The sequence below is a fragment of the Bradyrhizobium neotropicale genome, assembly GCF_001641695.1.
GTDB lineage: Bacteria > Pseudomonadota > Alphaproteobacteria > Rhizobiales > Xanthobacteraceae > Bradyrhizobium > Bradyrhizobium neotropicale.
Window position 1 is genome coordinate 114,712 of the sequence record NZ_LSEF01000058.1, and the last position, 15,939, is coordinate 130,650.

At 65.2% G+C, this 15,939-nt stretch carries 18 protein-coding genes and 1 pseudogene; 5 read left to right on the plus strand and 14 right to left on the minus strand.

Annotated elements, in window-relative coordinates; genetic code table 11:
* The 7 genes from AXW67_RS18885 to uvrC form a co-directional block, all read right to left on the minus strand.
* A partial coding sequence (locus AXW67_RS18885) for a YihY/virulence factor BrkB family protein (protein WP_063679150.1) occupies positions 1-1,107 on the minus strand: 1,107 nt, incomplete at its 3' end.
* Complete coding sequence (locus AXW67_RS18890) at positions 1,107-1,706, minus strand: phage holin family protein (RefSeq protein ID WP_063679079.1); 600 nt, start codon at positions 1,704-1,706, stop codon at positions 1,107-1,109. The genes AXW67_RS18890 and AXW67_RS18885, both read right to left, overlap by 1 nt.
* A 92-nt stretch (positions 1,707-1,798) precedes the next feature.
* Complete coding sequence (prmB, locus tag AXW67_RS18895; protein ID WP_063679080.1) at positions 1,799-2,758, minus strand: 50S ribosomal protein L3 N(5)-glutamine methyltransferase; 960 nt, start codon at positions 2,756-2,758, stop codon at positions 1,799-1,801.
* The gene (locus AXW67_RS18900) at positions 2,758-3,225 is read right to left on the minus strand and encodes a molybdenum cofactor biosynthesis protein MoaE (protein ID WP_063679081.1); all 468 of its coding nucleotides are present in this window, start codon (positions 3,223-3,225) and stop codon (positions 2,758-2,760) included. The genes prmB and AXW67_RS18900 overlap by 1 nt, the downstream gene beginning before the upstream one ends.
* Positions 3,226-3,229: 4 nt before the next feature.
* The gene (gene moaD / locus AXW67_RS18905; RefSeq protein WP_063679082.1) at positions 3,230-3,481 is read right to left on the minus strand and encodes a molybdopterin converting factor subunit 1; all 252 of its coding nucleotides are present in this window, start codon (positions 3,479-3,481) and stop codon (positions 3,230-3,232) included.
* Positions 3,478-4,095, minus strand: coding sequence for a CDP-diacylglycerol--glycerol-3-phosphate 3-phosphatidyltransferase (gene pgsA / locus AXW67_RS18910; RefSeq protein ID WP_027551907.1), 618 nt, complete (start codon positions 4,093-4,095; stop codon positions 3,478-3,480). Before pgsA ends, moaD begins: the two co-directional genes overlap by 4 nt.
* A 96-nt stretch (positions 4,096-4,191) precedes the next feature.
* Positions 4,192-6,255, minus strand: a complete 2,064-nt coding sequence (gene uvrC, locus AXW67_RS18915) for an excinuclease ABC subunit UvrC (protein ID WP_027551906.1) — start codon at positions 6,253-6,255, stop codon at positions 4,192-4,194.
* A 249-nt stretch (positions 6,256-6,504) separates the two neighbouring features.
* On the opposite strand from uvrC, the gene AXW67_RS18920 reads away from it, so the two are divergent.
* Positions 6,505-7,128, plus strand: coding sequence for an outer membrane protein (locus tag AXW67_RS18920; protein ID WP_063679083.1), 624 nt, complete (start codon positions 6,505-6,507; stop codon positions 7,126-7,128).
* 72 nt (positions 7,129-7,200) lie between these two features.
* On the opposite strand, the gene AXW67_RS18925 is transcribed toward AXW67_RS18920, so the two are convergent.
* From AXW67_RS18925 to AXW67_RS18940, 4 genes are all read right to left on the minus strand, one after another.
* Positions 7,201-7,416, minus strand: a complete 216-nt coding sequence (locus AXW67_RS18925) for a cold-shock protein (protein WP_008544396.1) — start codon at positions 7,414-7,416, stop codon at positions 7,201-7,203.
* A 253-nt stretch (positions 7,417-7,669) separates the two neighbouring features.
* Positions 7,670-8,527, minus strand: a complete 858-nt coding sequence (locus AXW67_RS18930; RefSeq protein WP_063679084.1) for a 23S rRNA (adenine(2030)-N(6))-methyltransferase RlmJ — start codon at positions 8,525-8,527, stop codon at positions 7,670-7,672.
* Between the two features lie 132 nt (positions 8,528-8,659).
* On the minus strand, positions 8,660-9,361 hold the full coding sequence (locus AXW67_RS18935) for a ribonuclease T2 family protein (RefSeq protein WP_063679085.1): 702 nt from the start codon (positions 9,359-9,361) through the stop codon (positions 8,660-8,662).
* A 109-nt stretch (positions 9,362-9,470) separates the two neighbouring features.
* Positions 9,471-9,938 carry a hypothetical protein gene (locus AXW67_RS18940; protein WP_027551902.1) on the minus strand — a complete coding sequence of 156 codons (468 nt, stop codon included), beginning with the start codon at positions 9,936-9,938 and terminating at the stop codon, positions 9,471-9,473.
* Positions 9,939-10,114: 176 nt separating this feature from the next.
* Here AXW67_RS18940 and AXW67_RS18945 point away from each other — a divergent pair, with 176 nt between their 5' ends.
* From AXW67_RS18945 to AXW67_RS18955, 3 genes are read left to right on the plus strand one after another with little or no spacing between them, the layout of a single operon-like run.
* The gene (locus tag AXW67_RS18945; protein ID WP_063679086.1) at positions 10,115-10,420 is read left to right on the plus strand and encodes a hypothetical protein; all 306 of its coding nucleotides are present in this window, start codon (positions 10,115-10,117) and stop codon (positions 10,418-10,420) included.
* Positions 10,421-10,462: 42 nt separating this feature from the next.
* Complete coding sequence (locus AXW67_RS18950; RefSeq protein ID WP_027551900.1) at positions 10,463-10,993, plus strand: DUF3617 domain-containing protein; 531 nt, start codon at positions 10,463-10,465, stop codon at positions 10,991-10,993.
* 12 nt (positions 10,994-11,005) lie between these two features.
* Positions 11,006-11,740 carry a haloacid dehalogenase type II gene (locus AXW67_RS18955; RefSeq protein ID WP_063679151.1) on the plus strand — a complete coding sequence of 245 codons (735 nt, stop codon included), beginning with the start codon at positions 11,006-11,008 and terminating at the stop codon, positions 11,738-11,740.
* On the opposite strand, the gene AXW67_RS18960 is transcribed toward AXW67_RS18955, so the two are convergent.
* The 3 genes and pseudogenes from AXW67_RS18960 to AXW67_RS18970 form a co-directional block, all read right to left on the minus strand.
* A complete protein-coding gene (locus AXW67_RS18960) occupies positions 11,737-13,125 on the minus strand; it encodes an ATP-binding protein (protein WP_027551898.1) in 1,389 nt (462 codons plus the stop codon). The genes AXW67_RS18955 and AXW67_RS18960 overlap by 4 nt on opposite strands.
* A gap of 45 nt (positions 13,126-13,170) precedes the next feature.
* Positions 13,171-13,880, minus strand: a pseudogene (locus AXW67_RS18965) (response regulator); the annotation flags it as partial.
* Entirely contained in the window at positions 13,877-14,419 is a 543-nt protein-coding gene (locus tag AXW67_RS18970; RefSeq protein WP_063679088.1) for a MarR family winged helix-turn-helix transcriptional regulator, read from the minus strand. The gene AXW67_RS18970 and the pseudogene AXW67_RS18965, both read right to left, overlap by 4 nt.
* A gap of 338 nt (positions 14,420-14,757) precedes the next feature.
* On the opposite strand from AXW67_RS18970, the gene AXW67_RS18975 reads away from it, so the two are divergent.
* Entirely contained in the window at positions 14,758-15,840 is a 1,083-nt protein-coding gene (locus tag AXW67_RS18975; protein ID WP_063679089.1) for a branched-chain amino acid aminotransferase, read from the plus strand.
* Positions 15,841-15,939 lie beyond the last annotated feature (99 nt).

A 15,939-nucleotide genomic window follows, 5' to 3' on the forward strand; every position in this document is an offset into this window, starting at 1 on the left:
CGTATCGGCCGAGACCGCTTCGCGGCTGCCGAGCGGCTTGGGCCGCCCTTCGGTCGTATCCCGCAGCGTCTGCCGTTCGATCTCCGAGTTCAGCTCGGCCCCGAACATGAGGACGATGGCAGACACCCACATCCACATCATCAAGCCGATCGCAGCGCCGAGCGAGCCGTAGGTCGCATTGTAGTTGGCGAATTCCGAGAGATACCAGGACAGCAGCGCCGAGCCGGCGATCCAGAGCACCGCGGCCGTCACCGCGCCGATGCTCAGCCATTGCCATTGCGGCGAGTCGCGGCTGGGGGCGAAGCGGTAGAGGACGGCCAGCGCGATCAGCAGGATGACGAACAAGAGCGGCCATCGGGCGAGCGCAATGATCAGCTTGCTCTCGGGGGCGAGGCCGAGATGATTGAGCGCGAGCGGGAAGGCGACCACGGTGCCGACCATCAGCAGCAGCGCCGCGATGCCGCCGATCGTGAAGGCCAGTGACACCAGGTTGAGCCGGATGAAGCTGCGCTTCTCCCGCTCCTCATAGGCGACGTTGAGAGCGTCGAAGATGGATTTGACGCCGGCATTGGCGCTCCAGATCGCAAGCACGAGGCCGAACAGGAAGGTGGCGCCGAGCGCCGTGTTGCCCTTCGACACCACGCGCCCGACCTGGTCCTCGACGATCTGGAACGCGCCCTCGGGCAGCATCATCGCGAGCTTCTGCAGATTGGCGCTGATCGTCGCGGGATCGGCGAACAGGCCGTAGGATGAGACGAGCGCAGTTACGGCGGGAAAGATCGCAAGCAACCCGAAGAAGACGACGCCTCCCGCCGTCGCGAGCAGCCGGTCGTCACCAATGCGCTGATAGCTGCGCCAGACAATATCCTTCCACCCAGCCCAGGGGATCGCGAACGGGCTTTTCGATCGGCGGCCACGGCCGGGCTGCGCGGCCGCGCGGGCTGCGTTCGTCTCGGGCGAACTTGCCTCTTTGTTGCGGCGATCCTGCACAGGCTCCGATTGCATGAAGCCGGACGCCTGGAGGTAGCGTTCCGCGGTCAGGACCAGCACGGTGGTGGCCGCGACCAGAAGCCAGCTATCGAACTGCTCGGAGCGCCGCGCCTGCATCATGTGTCCGATCGGTGGCTGTGGCGCCTCCGGCGCGCCGCCGTCACACCCAACAGCCCGACGGCTGCGAGCATCAAGCCCAGTTGCACCGGCCGGTTGCTGCGAAGGGGCGAGGCTCTGCCGCCATGATCCTTGTCTTGGCCCCTTTCGCCCGGCGCGAGCGGCACCAGAGGTATCGTGGTCGCGACCTCCTTGACGGCTTCCTTCACCGTTCCACGCCGGATCCGGGGCGTCGCGATCGCCACGCGCAGGCGGCTGGCGAGAGGCACGACGGATTTTGCGGGACGACGCATCATGACCATGGCCACGACGGCACAGATTGCTGCGACCGCCAGCAGGACCGCGCCGACCGCGCCGAAGGCCCAGAACTGCCCGTAAGCGAGGTCGATCCAGCGGAACAGCGCCATCAGACCGACGAAGCAGGCCGCGACAACGAGCAGGCCTGCGACCGCGAACAATCCCACGGCGATCGCGTAGGAGGTTATCCTGCCGGTGGTCTGGTTGGCGCGGTCGCGCAGATAGGACTGTGTGGCGCGCTTGAGGTGGTTGGCCTTGAGCGTCAACCCCGCGCGCAGCAATTCGCCCGATGGCGCAAGCATACGGACATCCTCCGGCAGCCGAGACGTTTCGTTCGGGGATGAACGTGGCGGTGATTGACTTGTTCCGACGGGACGCGGGCCTGTTGCCGCGATCAGCCGAGGTCGGCGGCGGAGATCCAGAACACCTCGCCCTCGGACTCCTCGGTATCGAGCCAGAGCAGTGGCAGTTCCGGGAAGGCTTCGTCGAGCAAGTCGCGGCCGCGCCCGATCTCGCAGAGCAGGCCGCCCTCCCGCGCCAAATGTTTTGGCGCATCGCGCAGGATGCGACGCACCACGTCGAGCCCGTCGGAGCCGCCGTCGAAGGCGAGTTTCGGCTCGGCCCGGCATTCCGGCGGCAGCGCGGCCATGCCATCGGCGTCGACATAGGGCGGATTGGAGATGATCAGGTCGTAGCTGCTGTCGCCAAGCGGCGCAAACAGATCGCCGCGATGGAGCGTGATGCGGTGATCGAGCCCGTGCTCTCCGACATTGCGCGCGGCAACCTCGAGCGCGCCTTTGGAGATGTCGACGGCATCGATCGCGGCGTTCGGGAAATGATGCGCGGCGAGGATCGCGAGGCATCCCGAGCCGGTGCAGAGATCGAGCACCCGTCCGACGGCCAGGGGATCGTCGAGAAGCGAGCCGGCTTCGCCGTCGCTGCCGAAATGCGACTCAAGGAGTTCGCCGATGAAGGAGCGCGGAACGATCACGCGTTCATCGACATAGAAGGGCAGGCCGCGCATGTAGATCTTGTTGACGAGATAGGCGGCCGGCTTGCGGGTGGTGACGCGCTTATGGATGAGATCGAGGATGACCTTGCCTTCCGCCTTGGTGACGCTGGCATTGGCAAAGGCCTCGAACTGGTCGGGATGGAGATGAAGCGCCTCGCAGACCAGGAAGGCGGCCTCCGCCACGGGATCGGTGGTGCCGTGCGCGAAGGCGAGCCTGGCTTCGACGAAGCGGCTCACCGCATAGCGGACGAAATCGATCAGCGTCACGAGCTCGCCCGCTCCGACCTTCGCGAGTTTCGGCGCGGCGCGGCCGCGCGGTGACTTCTTGGATGCTCTTGCCATCAGGATTTGGTCCAGCGTGCGGCGGCCTCGTCGTCACGGGCATGGGCCTCGACCCAGCCGGTGCCGGCGGCGCTCTCTTCCTTCTTCCAGAACGGAGCACTGGTCTTGAGGTAGTCCATCAGGAACTCGGCCGCCTCGAACGCCGCCTGGCGGTGTTGCGAGGCGGTCACCACCAGCACGATGTTTTCGCCGGGCGTGATCCGGCCGACGCGATGGATGATCGTGACGCCGTCCAGCGGCCAGCGCGAGGTCGCCTCGTCGACATGGCGCCCGATCTCTTCCTCCGCCATGCCAGGATAATGCTCGAGCGTGAGCGCGGAAATCCTGGCGCTGTCCTCGTCGCCGCGGCAGATGCCGGAGAAGCTCACGACCGCGCCGATGTCGGTACGGCCCTTCGTCAGGCCCGCGATCTCGTGGGCGACGTCGAAATCAGTCTCTTGGATGCGGATGGTGACGGGGCCGGTCATGGGCCTAGCCGCCGGTCATCGGCGGAAAGAACGCGATCTCGCGAGCGCCCGCGATCGCGGCGTCGGGCCTCACATGGGCGTGGTCGATCGCGGCGCGGATCACCTTCGGCTTCTCGAAGGCATAGGCATAGGCCTCGCTCCGGCCGGACAGCCAGGCGATCAGCTCCTCCACGGTGCGCACGCTCGCAGGCGGCTCGACGGTTTCCTCGGCCGTGCCGATGCGCTCGCGCACCCAGGCGAAGTATTTCAGCTTCATCCCTCATCCTCCTTGATGAGGTGATGGATGCCGGCTCGGAAGTAATCGTAACCGGTGTAGATCGTGAAGATCGCCGAGATCCACAGCAGCAACAGGCCGATCTGCGTAACCACCGGCACCACCTGGTCGCCGGCTTCACCCGCGAGCAGGAAGCCGATGGCGACGAGCTGGATCGTGGTCTTCCACTTGGCGAGCTTGGTCACGGGCACGCTGACCCGCAGCGCCGCCAGATATTCGCGCAGGCCCGAGACCAGGATCTCGCGGCACAGGATGACGATGGCGGCCCACAGCGACCAGCCATGGATGATGCCGTCGGCAGCCAGCATCAACAGGCACGAGGAGACCAGGAGCTTGTCGGCGATCGGGTCGAGCATCCGCCCGAACGCCGATTGCTGATTCCAGATGCGCGCGTAATAGCCGTCGAGGTAGTCGGTCACGCCCGCCGCGATGAAGATGGCGACCGCCACCCAGCGCAGCCAGAGCGGCTGGTCCATGATCGACTGGGCATAGATGCACCCGACCACGACCGGGACCGCAGCGATCCGGGCGTAGGTCAAAATATTCGGGAGGGACAGCGAGCTCTTGGTGGCCCCTCGTGTCGTGGCGATGTTCATCCGTTCTACCAATACCGCTGTGGCATGAAGGTCAACCGTCCCGCTCCTCAAATGGGGTGCGGACACGACGACCATATGACCACGGTCCCCTTTAATTCACCCCGGCTGGGGATGGAAATACTCGAAAATCCTGCGGGCGCTCTCGGCGCTCACCCCCGGAACCTTGCCAAGATCGGCGATCGAGGCCCGCTCGATCTCCTTCAGGGTTCCGAAATGATGCAACAAGGCCCGTTTGCGTGACGGGCCGATGCCCGGGATTTCCTGCAAACCGGCCTCGCGGATGTCCTTCTTGCGCAGCTTGCGGTGCGAGCCGATGACGAAACGGTGGGCCTCGTCCCGCAGGCGCTGGATGAAATAGAGCACGGGATCGCGCGGCTCGAGCTTGATCGCCTCGCGGTCCGGCATGAACAGGGTCTCGCGGCCGGCATCCCGGTCCGGCCCCTTGGCGACCGACATCAGCGAGACCTGGGTGAGGCCGAGGCCCTCGAATATCTCCCGGACGGCGTTGAGCTGGCCGCGGCCGCCGTCGATGATGACGAGGTCCGGCCATTGCGGGAAATCGTCGTCCTTCGCCTTGGCCGCACCCTCTTCCGGCGGGCTGAGCAGACGCTTGAACCGGCGCTGCAGCACCTCGCGCATCATGGCGTAGTCGTCGCCGGGCGTGAGGCCTTCGGACTTGATGTTGAACTTGCGGTACTGGTTCTTCACGAAGCCGTCGGGGCCGGCGACGATCATCGCGCCGACCGCATTGGTGCCCTGGATGTGGCTGTTGTCGTAGACCTCGATGCGCTTCGGGGGATGCGGCAGGCTCAGGGTCCCGGCCATCGCCTCGAGCAGGCGGCTTTGTGTTGCGGTATCGGCGAGCTTGCGTCCCAGCGCCTCGCGCGCATTGGTCAGCGCGTGGGTGACGAGCTCCTTCTTCTCGCCGCGCTTGGGCGCGGTGACCTCGACCTTGTGGCCGGCCTTGATCGACAGCGCATTGCCAAGCAGCTCGCTCTCCTCGATCTCGTGCGAGAGCAGGATGACCTTCGGCGGGGGCTTGTCGTCGTAGAACTGCGCCAGGAAGGAGCCGAGCACCTCCTCCGGGGTGAAGGTCTTCTCTGCACGCGGAAAATAGGCGCGGTTGCCCCAGTTCTGCCCGGTGCGGAAGAAGAACACCTCGACGCAGGAGAAGCCGCCCTCCTGGTGGATGGCGAACACGTCGGCTTCCTCCACGGTACGCGGATTGATGCCCTGCTGCGACTGGATTGCCGAGAGCGCGGCGAGGCGGTCGCGGTAGAGCGCGGCGCGCTCGAATTCGAGCTCGCCGGAGGCCTTCTCCATCTCGGCGGCGAGCTCCTGCTTCACCGCATGGCTCTTGCCGGAGAGGAAGTCGGTCGCCTCGCGCACCAGCGTCGTATAGCCCGTAAAATCGATCTCGCGCGTGCAGGGACCGGCGCAGCGGCGGATCTGGTAGAGCAGGCAGGGCCGGGTGCGGCTCTCGAAGAACGAATCGGTGCAGGAGCGGATCAGGAAGGCGCGCTGCAAGGCCGTGATGGTGCGGTTGACGGCGCCGGCGGAGGCGAACGGCCCGAAGTACCGCCCGGGGCGGGTCTGCGCGCCCCGATGCTTCAGGATCTGCGGCGCCCAATGGTCGCCGGTGATCAGGATGTAGGGAAACGACTTGTCGTCGCGAAGCTGCACGTTGAAGCGCGGCCTGAGCTGCTTGATGAGATTGGCCTCGAGCAGCAGCGCTTCCGTCTCGGTCGTGGTCGAGACGATCTCGACCGTGACCGTGGCCGCGATCATGCGCAGGATGCGGGCCGGCTGCGGCGCGCCCACGCGCGCGTAGTTCGACAGGCGCTTTTTGACGTTCTTGGCCTTGCCGACATAGAGCACGTCGGCATTCGCATTCAGCATGCGATAGACGCCGGGCGAGGTGGGGGCGAGCCGGACCGCGCGCTCGATCGCCTCATGGCCCGTCGCCAGCGGGCCTTCGCCGACCGCGCCGCTCTCTTCCAGGATGTCCGGCAGCCGCGCCTCGTCGTCGTCCTCGCCGCTTGCGGCGGCGGGGTCGACGTCCGGGGGCGCCAGATCCTCGGGCGGCGCATCCAGCGCCGCGCCGCGCCGGGCCTTGCGCGCGCGCGCAGTGTCCGGGTTGTCGGTGGAATCGTGATCCATGGGGCAAATTTAAGCGCTGGGAGCGCCGATTTGAAGTTCCGCACCTGCGACACGCACAGAGGGCGGGCGCAGTTCCCGGTAACGCTTCCTTAAGTCTGTTAAGAGCGCGGTAACCGGCCTTAACAACCCTTTAACTTAAAACTCTCGATAAATCCTACGCGAAAAGGTCTTGGTTCCGTAACCATTCGGCAGGGCGCAGCGCGGCGGCGCTCGTCTCGCACGGTTGCGGCAGTTGCGTTGGAGAGTGTGATGAAGAGGCTCGTTGTGGGCGCAGCCGCGTTGGTTGCAGCCGGCTGGACAGCTTCGGCAAAGGCCGCCGATCTCAATTACGGGCAGGGTGCGCCCTATACCGTCAATCAGCCGCTCAATGCCTATAGCTGGGCCGGCCCCTATCTCGGCGGCAACATCGGCTATGAGTGGGGCTCGGTGACCAGCAATCCCGCCAACCCCTCCGGCTTCGTCGGCGGCGTGCAGGCGGGCTACAATTTCCAGAACGGTCCGTGGGTGTTCGGCATCGAGGGCGACATCCAGGCGACCGGCGCGGACGACACCTTTGCGCCGTGGAAGTTCTCCAATCCCTGGTTCGGTACCGTGCGCGGCCGCGCCGGCTATTCCTTCAGCAACGTGCTGTTCTACGGCACCGCCGGTCTCGCCTTCGGTGAGCTGAAAGGACAGACGTTCGGCTTTACGGAGTCGCACACCACCGCCGGCTGGACCGCGGGTGTCGGCGCCGAGGTCGGGCTCGCGCCGAACTGGAGCGCCAAGCTCGAATACCTCTACATCGATCTGTCGACGAGTCAGTTCGCAATTACAGGCGTGTCAAACGGCTATACCGCCAGCGTCGTGCGCGCGGGCGTGAACTATCACTTCTGATAGCTGAAGAAGAAAATACCGGACATTACCCTCCCGGCCGCTTGCGGCCGGGATTTTTTTGCGTCGGGCTCGCTAGGAGAGGATCACCAAATTGACCGCCTTTGGTCCCTTCCCCTTCTTGTCCGGTTCGACTTCGAACGTGATGCGCTGTCCTTCGGCAAGATCCTTCAAACCGGCTCGCTCCACAGCAGTGATGTGAACGAAGACATCGCGACCGCCGTCGTCCGGCTTGATGAAGCCGTAGCCGCGCTCGCCGTTGAAGAATTTAACCGTCCCCGTCATGGCCATCGGGAAACTCCTCCCCCGCATTGCTCCTCCGTCATGACGCAGACTCACGTCATGACATGACCGGACATTACTGAGCCCGGGAGCTGGCCATCCTTGGGCGGACACTTCTGTCCGGTCGGATCTTTCTTAGGCCTTCACTCCGCCGCAACCATTCGCGGAAGCGGAACGTAAAGCCAGTCACGAACACAGCATAATACGGTTCTCTGCATATTGACTACCATTCATGCATATTTTTCCCAAGGATGCCGGAGCTTTACGGCTTCGGCACCTCGAGGCGGAAGCGCGCGGCGCCGCCTTGGCCGAGCGGCTTCTCCAGCTCGGGTAAAATCGTCCTGAGCTCGCTTTGCAGCGTGTAGGGAGGATTGACGATCAGGAGCCCGGTAGTGGCGAGTGTGCCGTCGACTTGCGGCGCGACGCTGAATTCGAGCCGCAGGCATTTTCCACTCGGCTTCGCTGCGGCCGCGGCCTGCGCGACGAGCCGCGCCAGTGCGTCGGTGGCACGCCGGCTCTTGGCCGGATACCAGATTACATAGATACCGGTCGGCCATTTCGCGAAGGCTGCCGAGAAGGCTTCGCCCAGCCGTTCGAACTCGTCCTTTGCCTCGAAGGGCGGATCGATCAGCACGAGCCCGCGCCGCTCCTTCGGTGGCACGAAGGCGGGCAGCGCCACCCAGCCGTCGAGATCGACCACGCGGGCCTGTTCGTCGCGCCGCAGCACATCGATCAGCGCCTTGCGCGGCTTCGGCTCGAGCTCGCAGGCGACGAGGCGATCCTGCGGGCGTAACAGGCCGCGCGCGATCAGCGGCGAGCCCGGATAGGCCTTGAGCTCGCCCTTTGGATTGAAGGCGCGGACGATGTCGAGATAGGGCTTCGTCAGCGCCGCGGTCTCGTTCGAAAGCCGCGCCTGCAGCAGCCGCGCGATTCCCGTCAGCCATTCGCCGCCGCGGCGCGCTTCGTCGCTTTCGAGATCGTAGAGGCCGGCGCCCGCATGGGTGTCGATGACGCGGAACGCGCCCGGCTTCTCCTGCAGATAAGTGAGGATGCGCGCCAGCACGATGTGCTTGATGACATCGGCAAAGTTGCCGGCGTGAAAGGCGTGGCGGTAGTTCATGGGGCAGGGGCTACGTTGTCTTGCGCGATCCCCAACCACTTGTCATTGCGAGCGCAGCGAAGCAATCCAGAATCTATCCGCGGCGGTGGTCTGGATTGCTTCGCTGCGCTCGCAATGACGGATCTCGCGGCCCTAACCGCCCCGGATCGGCGGCATCGTCACCTGGTCGCGGCGGCAGGCGCGGCGCTCGATCTCCTCGCAGGCGCGGAATTGCAGGTCCTTGCTGAGGCAGATGCGGACCTCGGACAGTCGCGTCCGGTTGCAGGTGACCGAGATCGCCGCATTGCTCAGGCCCGGATTGGCCTTGATGAAGGCTTCCTCGATCTCGGCCGGCGCCACGGTCTTGGCCTGCGACAGGTCGAGAAACTCGGCCGGAATCTTGATCGCCGCGCGCGCTTTCCGGATTGTCTCGAAATAATTGCGGTCGCTGAGCCCGGAGCAGGTGCCGTGCTTGTCCCACTCGTTGAAGATCAGGCCGGGCGCCGGCATCAGGTCGAGCATCGAGGAGACGATGCTGCGGTTGAGTCGCGGCGCCGGCCGCTGGCAGTATTCCGGAAAGCCGCTCTCATATTGCGGCCAGAGCCCGTGCACCACGAAGGAATAGGGCCGGCCGTCGCACTGTATCTGGGAGCGCCCGCCGCCGCGGCCGCGCTCCGCGGCCTCTTCACAGAAGGACGGCGACCACGACAGCGACAATACGTAAAAATCGAATTCGCCGGGTGCGTTCTGCCGCCTGTCTTGTGCCATCGCAGCGCCGGCGAGCGACATCAGCCCGGCGGCCAGCGTGAGCGAGATCATCAGGCGGGAAAACGACTGCAATCTGGAATGAAACATGACGACGCCCCCTCAACTAGACTGTGCGAGGAAGCCTAGCAGGCGACAAGAACATTTCAAGAACAAAATTCGTGGGGCGGCCCGTATCGGGGGCGCCGCCCAGCCCGAATCAGGGCTTTGCCGCGCGGCAGGACGGATTGTAGGCCCAGTTGCGGTCGAGCCCGACCACGCACCATTCGACGCCCTGGCCGAAGCCGGCGAAGCCGCCGTCCTCGATGATCGAGAAATGCACCGTGCGCGCCTTGCCGTCGGTCAGCATGGCCTGGCCCGTGCAGTAGCGGCGCGGAATGTTGTCGGACTGCCAGGGACGGAATGCGATCTCGTGGACACCGGCGAAACCGGTGATCTTCAGCGGCGAATTCCAGAAGGAGCTTTCCTTCTCCCAGAACTGGGTGGCGATCGTGGGCAGCGCCTTGTCGCAATCGGCGACGCGGCCGTCATAGCGCGGCCCGTCCAGCCAGAAGTTCAGCTCCAGCGGATTGGCGGCCCGGGCCTCGCCGAGCGACAGCGCCCCGAACAGGAGGCCAAGCCCCGCGGCAAGGCGGAGCGATTTCAGGGAGGTCGAGAGGGCGCGCATGGGCAATCCAATAGGCATGGAGGGTCGGACGGTGCCGCGAAGGCCGGAGGAGGTCAAGTGCAGCACGGCAACACTTGTCGACGAGTTGACAATAACGGCGCAGCAGACGGGACTTCCGTTCTTTTCAGCGTCGTCCAGGCACCGTAAACTGGCCCCAGCCAAATGGAGTGACGGGAATGCGAATCATTGCGGCCGCGGGCCTTTTTGCCAGCCTGGTTATCTCGGGAATGCTGGCGAGCCAGCCGGCGCGCGCCGACATCCTGCCGGTGCCCCCGTTCAAGGGCAACGACACCGGTGGCATCATCGCCTATTCGATGGCGACCCAGGTCGATGCGCGGCAGGTCGCGGTCGATCACTGCGCACGGTACGGCAAGGTGGTCAAATTCCTCGCCGTGCAGGCCTATGAGGGCGGCTACATCTCGTTTTCCTGCCGCTGGGTGCCCTATGGCCCGGCCGAGCAGCCGATCCGCACGCTCTATTGAGGCGTCTTTCGTAAGGCCACGATACTGCCGGGAGCTTCTCGCATGACGCGCAAACTTGCTTTGCTCGGTTCGGCCGTTTGCCTCGCCTTGTCGGCCGGCGCTGCCCGTGCCGACGATCTGCCGACGCGCAAGGCCGGCCTGTGGGAGATGAAGATGGTCAGGACCGGCTCGCCGATGCCGGAGATGACCATGCAGCACTGCACCGACGAGACCGTCGACAAGGAGATGAGCAACAACGTCTCCCCGATGGCCAAGCAGATTTGCTCCAAGCAGGACATCAAGAAGACGGCGACCGGCTATGTCAGCGATTCCGAGTGCAGCGTCGCCGGCGTGACCACGACCTCGCATGCCGAGATCACCGGCGATTTCAATTCGGCCTACACGGTGAAGAGCACCTCGCACGCGCAAGGTGGTGTCGCCGGCGCGGCAGGGCGCGATGCCACCACGATGATCGAAGCCAAGTGGCTCGGGGCCTGCAAGCCGGATCAGAAGCCCGGCGACATCGTGATGCCCGGCGGCTTCAAGATAAACACGCGCGACGCCGACAAGCTGAAGAACCTGCTGCCGAAATAGGTGGCGCGCGTCATGGTGGGCCCTGGCCAGCTGGCGGACGTCAAGGCGATGGCATTCGATGTGCAGGGCACCTGCGTCGATTTCTACGAGCCGATCCTGCGGGCTGGCGCCGCTATCAACAGCGAGAAGCGATTGGAGATCGACTGGGCTGCCTTTTCGGCAGAATGGCGTGAGCTGTACCGCGCCGCGATGGACGCGGTGATCGCAGGCCGCAGGAGCTGGTTGCGGGTTGACCGCATCTACCGGGAGGCGCTGGACGATCTCGTCGAGACGCACGGCTTGTCCGATCGTCTGGATGGGGCCGAGCGTGACGAACTGAACAATGTCTGGACGCGGCTTGACGCCTGGCCGGATGCGATCGAGGGGCTGACTCGGCTTCGCCGACATTGTCTGACGTCGACGTTGTCGAACGCAGGCATGGCCAGCGTGATCGCCCTGGTGAAAAATGCCGGCCTGCCGTTCGATGCCGTGCTGACGGCGGAACTGGCCAAGAGTTACAAACCTGCGCCGGCGGTCTATCAACTCGCCGTCGACTACCTTGGCTATCGCCCAGATCAGATTCTGATGGTTGCTTGCCACAAGTACGATTTGAAGGCGGCTCGCGCATTCGGCATGAAGACAGCGTTCGTGCCTCGTCCTCTGGAGTTCGGACCCGACGCGGCGCCCGACATCTCGCCCGAGAGCTGGTTCGACATCTATGCGACCAGCTTCATCGACCTCGCGGACAAGCTGCAAGCCGCGGCTTAGACCGGAATCCTTACGCTCGCCCGCAGGCCACCCATCGGGCTGTCGCCGAGCGTGATGTCACCGCCATGGGAGCGCGCGATGTCGCGGGCGATGGCAAGCCCCAGGCCCGTGCCGCCTTCGTCCTGGTTGCGGGCGTTGTCCAGGCGGAGGAACGGCTTGAACACCTCTTCGCGCAGATGGACGGGGATGCCCGGTCCGTCGTCGTCGACCGTGACGGTCAAATAACGGTGATCGCGCTGGCCGGCGATGGCGATGGTCTTTCCATACCGCGCGGCATTGGTGACGAGGTTGGCGAGGCAGCGCTTGAACGAGGCTGGCTTCACGGTCACCACGGGCAGGCCGTGGAAGGTCACGGTCGCGATGTGGCCGTGACGTTCGGCGTCGCTGCGCAGCTCTTCGAGCGCCTGTGCCATGTCGGTCGGCTGCGCCTGCTCGCCGGAATCGCCGCGGGCGAAGGCGAGGTAATCCTCCAGCATCATGGACATCTCGTCGACGTCCTTGCGCATGCCCTCGAGCTCCGGGCTGTCGCCGATCAGCGCCAGCTCGAGCTTGAAGCGGGTCAGGATGGTGCGCAGATCGTGGCTGACGCCGGCCAGCATCGCGGTGCGCTGCTCCATCGCGCGCTCGATGCGCGATTTCATCTCGAGGAAGGCGACAGCCGCGCGCCGTACCTCGCGCGCGCCTCTAGGCCTGAAGTTCGGCGCCTCGCGGCCTTTGCCAAAACTTTCCGCGGCGTCTGCAAGGCGCAGGATCGGCTTGATCTGGTTGCGTAGGAACAGCACCGCCACGATCAAGAGGATCGAGGACGTGCCGACCATCCAGAACAGGAAGATCTCCGAGTTCGACGCGTAGGCGGCGCTGCGCTGCGCGAACACGCGCATCACGGCGTCATCGAGCTGGATGCGAATCTCGACGAGGTTGGAGCGGCCGACCGTGTCGATCCAGAACGAACGTCCGATCTGGCGGCCGAGCTGCACCGACAGCGTCTGGTCGAGCAGCGAGAAGAACGGCTTTGGTCCGGGCGGCGGCATGTCGCCGGCGGGCAGGAAATCCACGACGAGCCCAAGGCGCTGCTGGGCGATGCGGCGGATCTGGTCGCGGTCCTTGTCCTGCGGATAGCCCTTGTAGATGTCGATCAGCGCGGCGATGTCCTGCACCACCGCGGCCGACAGCCGGCGCGTCACCGTGTTCCAGTGCCGCTCCATGAACACGAAGGCAACGACCGATTGCAGCACCACCATCGGCACGATCATGATCAGCAGCGCGCGGGCATAGAGGCCGGTCGGCATCCAGCCCTTGAACGCGTTGCCCATCCAGCCATTGGCAGCGGAGACGCGCCCGGCGGCGCTCTTCAGCAGCGTCAGGCCGGTATCGATCGTGCTCATCGGTCGCGCTTCACTGCTTCTGACTTACGGCGCGGCCACCAGCCNTAGCCGATGCCGCGCACCGCCTGGAGGAACAGCGGATTGGCGGGGTCGTTCTCGATCTTGCGCCGCAGGCGGTTGATCTGCACGTCGACGGCGCGCTCGTTCACGCTGCCGTTTCCGGTGAGTGCGCTGCGCGGCACGGTTTCGCCCGGTGTCTCCGAGAGGATACGCAGCATCTCGCGCTCGCGGTCGGTCAGGTGAATGACCTCCTCGCCCTGGCGCAATTCGCCGCGATCGAGGTGGAAGATGTAAGGCCCGAAGGCGATCTTCTCCACCGTTGCGGCCTGCGGCGGCGGCGCGGCACGCTTGAGGATGTTGATGATGCGCAGCGCGAGCTCGCGCGGCTCAAACGGTTTTGCAACGTAATCGTCGGCGCCGATCTGGAGGCCTTCGATGCGGGCTTCCGCTTCGTGCCGCGCCGTCAGCATCACGATCGGCACCGACGAGGACTGGCGGATGAAGCGGGCGAGGTCGAAGCCGGTCTCGCCGGGCATCATCACGTCGAGGATCAAGAGGTCGAAATGCAGTCCCAGGAGCTTTGAGCGAGCGTCACTCGCGCTCGCGGCAGTGGTGACGCGATAGCCCTCGCTGGCGAGAAAGCGCGACAACAGATCGCGGATGCGGCGGTCGTCGTCGACCAGCAGCAGATGTGGCGCATCGTCGGCCGGACGCGCCGGCGGACGTGTGAGAGTGGCGGTGAGCGGCACGTTCACTCCTTTGCGTCGGGGTTACCCGAGGCGAAGATCGTCTCGAGCACCTTGTCCGGATCGTCGCGGTCGATCATCGCGCGCAGGAAGCGCTTGATCGTCTCGGCATCCTGCGGCGCCATCTCGGCGAGCGCCTTGGTGATGCGGGTGGTCTGGAGACCGGCGAGCTTCTGCACCAGCGCCTCGCCCTTCGGCGTCGCGTAGAGCAGGCGCTGGCGACGGTCGTTGTCGCCGGTCTTCTGCACGATGTATCCCTCGTCCAGGAGCTGCTTGAGCACCCGGCCGAGCGATTGCTTGGTGATGCGCAGGACATCCAGGAGGTCGGCGACCTTCAGGCCGGGGTAGCGGTAGACGAAGTGCATGACCCGGTGATGCGCCCGGCCGAAGCCGAAAGCCTCCAGCTCCTGGTCGGGGTCGCCGACGAAATCGCGATAGGCGAAGAACAGGAGCTCGATGATATCCCAGCGCAAATTGCCTCCATCGGACGCGGCCGACCTTGGCTCGGCGGCATCATGAGGGGAAGTCGCGAAATTTATGTCAGGCATATTGACGTATCTTGGGTTCAATGTTACAAAACGATCAGCCGGCACGAAATTTTACATCGCTTCGCGTCGGGTGGGCATCGTCCAAGTCGGCCGGGGATAGCCAGACAGGCTGCGACGGCCGGATCAGATCTACCGTGCGTTTGTCGAGCGGCATTTCGACAAAACATACTGGACTTCCGCGTTCCGCAAAAGCATGTCCTCCGCGGCATGCTGGCCACGGAAACCGGCCGTAACAAGGCTGGCGGGGGTCCGCTTCAAATCCAATCGAGCCAGCCGGGCCCGAAACAGGCAGGCCGGCGCCAGGACGGCGCCGATACCGACGGCGGGAGGCAAGGAAAATGAGCATGAAATTCGACATCCAGCCCGCAGCAAACCCGACCTCCGAGAAGGAGCGCGTGGCCAAGCTCGCGGATCCCGGCTTCGGGCGGGTTTTCACCGATCACATGGCGATCGTCCGCTACAACCAGGCCAAGGGCGGCTGGCATGATGCGCACGTCGAGGCGCGCAGCAATTTCCAGCTCGATCCCGCCGGTGCCGTCCTGCACTACGCGCAGGAGATATTTGAAGGCCTCAAGGCCTACAGGCGCGACGACGGCGGCGTGAACCTGTTCCGCCCCGACGCCAATGCGCGGCGCTTCAAGGCCTCGGCCGAGCGCATGGCGATGGCGCCGCTGCCTGAAGACGTCTTCATCGAAGCGGTCGAGCAGGTCGTGCGCATCGACCGTGCCTGGATCCCGGGCGGCGAGGGCAGCCTTTACTTGCGTCCCTTCATGATCGCGAGCGAGACCTTCCTCGGCGTGAAGCCGTCCTCCGAATACATCTTCGCCGTGATCGCCTCGCCGGTCGGCTCCTATTTCAAGGGCGGCCCTGCGCCGGTGTCGATCTGGGTGTCGGAGAATTACACGCGTGCCGCGGTCGGCGGCACCGGCGCGGTCAAATGCGGCGGCAACTACGCCGCGAGCCTGCGCGCGCAGGCCGAGGCCATCACGCATGGCTGCGATCAGGTCGTCTTCCTCGACGCGGTCGAGCGCCGCTACATCGAGGAGCTCGGCGGCATGAACGTGTTCTTCGTGTTCGACGACGGCTCGCTCTCGACGCCGCCGCTCGGCACGATCCTGCCGGGCATCACCCGCGACTCGATCATCGCGCTCGCCAGGGATGCCGGCAAGACCGTGCGCGAGGAGCCCTACGCGATCGACCAGTGGCGCAAGGATGCCGCCAGCGGCAGGCTCAAGGAAGCATTTGCCTGCGGCACGGCGGCGGTGATCTCGCCGATCGGCAAGGTGCGCTCGGTGAGCGGCGACTTCGAGATCAGTGGCGGCGCGGCCGGTCCCGTGGCCATGGGGCTGCGCAAGCAACTCGTCGACATCCAGTACGGACGGACCAACGATCCGCACAACTGGATCAAGACGGTGGTCTGAACCGGCGGCGGCATCACGCCGCCGCTCCTGACGAAGTTTCCTGATTGAAGCACGGACGGCACGCGTCTCGCCGGGACGCGTGCGCGGACGCGTGCGCGA

Coding starts and splice junctions, on each gene's coding strand:
- AXW67_RS18890 (WP_063679079.1), bottom strand. CDS start 1,706: ATGCTTGCGCCATCGGGCGAATTGCTGCGCGCGGGGTTGACGCTCAAG.
- prmB (WP_063679080.1), bottom strand. CDS start 2,758: ATGGCAAGAGCATCCAAGAAGTCACCGCGCGGCCGCGCCGCGCCGAAA.
- AXW67_RS18900 (WP_063679081.1), bottom strand. CDS start 3,225: ATGACCGGCCCCGTCACCATCCGCATCCAAGAGACTGATTTCGACGTC.
- moaD (WP_063679082.1), bottom strand. CDS start 3,481: ATGAAGCTGAAATACTTCGCCTGGGTGCGCGAGCGCATCGGCACGGCC.
- pgsA (WP_027551907.1), bottom strand. CDS start 4,095: ATGAACATCGCCACGACACGAGGGGCCACCAAGAGCTCGCTGTCCCTC.
- uvrC (WP_027551906.1), bottom strand. CDS start 6,255: ATGGATCACGATTCCACCGACAACCCGGACACTGCGCGCGCGCGCAAG.
- AXW67_RS18920 (WP_063679083.1), top strand. CDS start 6,505: ATGAAGAGGCTCGTTGTGGGCGCAGCCGCGTTGGTTGCAGCCGGCTGG.
- AXW67_RS18925 (WP_008544396.1), bottom strand. CDS start 7,416: ATGGCCATGACGGGGACGGTTAAATTCTTCAACGGCGAGCGCGGCTAC.
- AXW67_RS18930 (WP_063679084.1), bottom strand. CDS start 8,527: ATGAACTACCGCCACGCCTTTCACGCCGGCAACTTTGCCGATGTCATC.
- AXW67_RS18935 (WP_063679085.1), bottom strand. CDS start 9,361: ATGTTTCATTCCAGATTGCAGTCGTTTTCCCGCCTGATGATCTCGCTC.
- AXW67_RS18940 (WP_027551902.1), bottom strand. CDS start 9,938: ATGCGCGCCCTCTCGACCTCCCTGAAATCGCTCCGCCTTGCCGCGGGG.
- AXW67_RS18945 (WP_063679086.1), top strand. CDS start 10,115: ATGCGAATCATTGCGGCCGCGGGCCTTTTTGCCAGCCTGGTTATCTCG.
- AXW67_RS18950 (WP_027551900.1), top strand. CDS start 10,463: ATGACGCGCAAACTTGCTTTGCTCGGTTCGGCCGTTTGCCTCGCCTTG.
- AXW67_RS18955 (WP_063679151.1), top strand. CDS start 11,006: ATGGTGGGCCCTGGCCAGCTGGCGGACGTCAAGGCGATGGCATTCGAT.
- AXW67_RS18960 (WP_027551898.1), bottom strand. CDS start 13,125: ATGAGCACGATCGATACCGGCCTGACGCTGCTGAAGAGCGCCGCCGGG.
- AXW67_RS18970 (WP_063679088.1), bottom strand. CDS start 14,419: ATGCCTGACATAAATTTCGCGACTTCCCCTCATGATGCCGCCGAGCCA.
- AXW67_RS18975 (WP_063679089.1), top strand. CDS start 14,758: ATGAGCATGAAATTCGACATCCAGCCCGCAGCAAACCCGACCTCCGAG.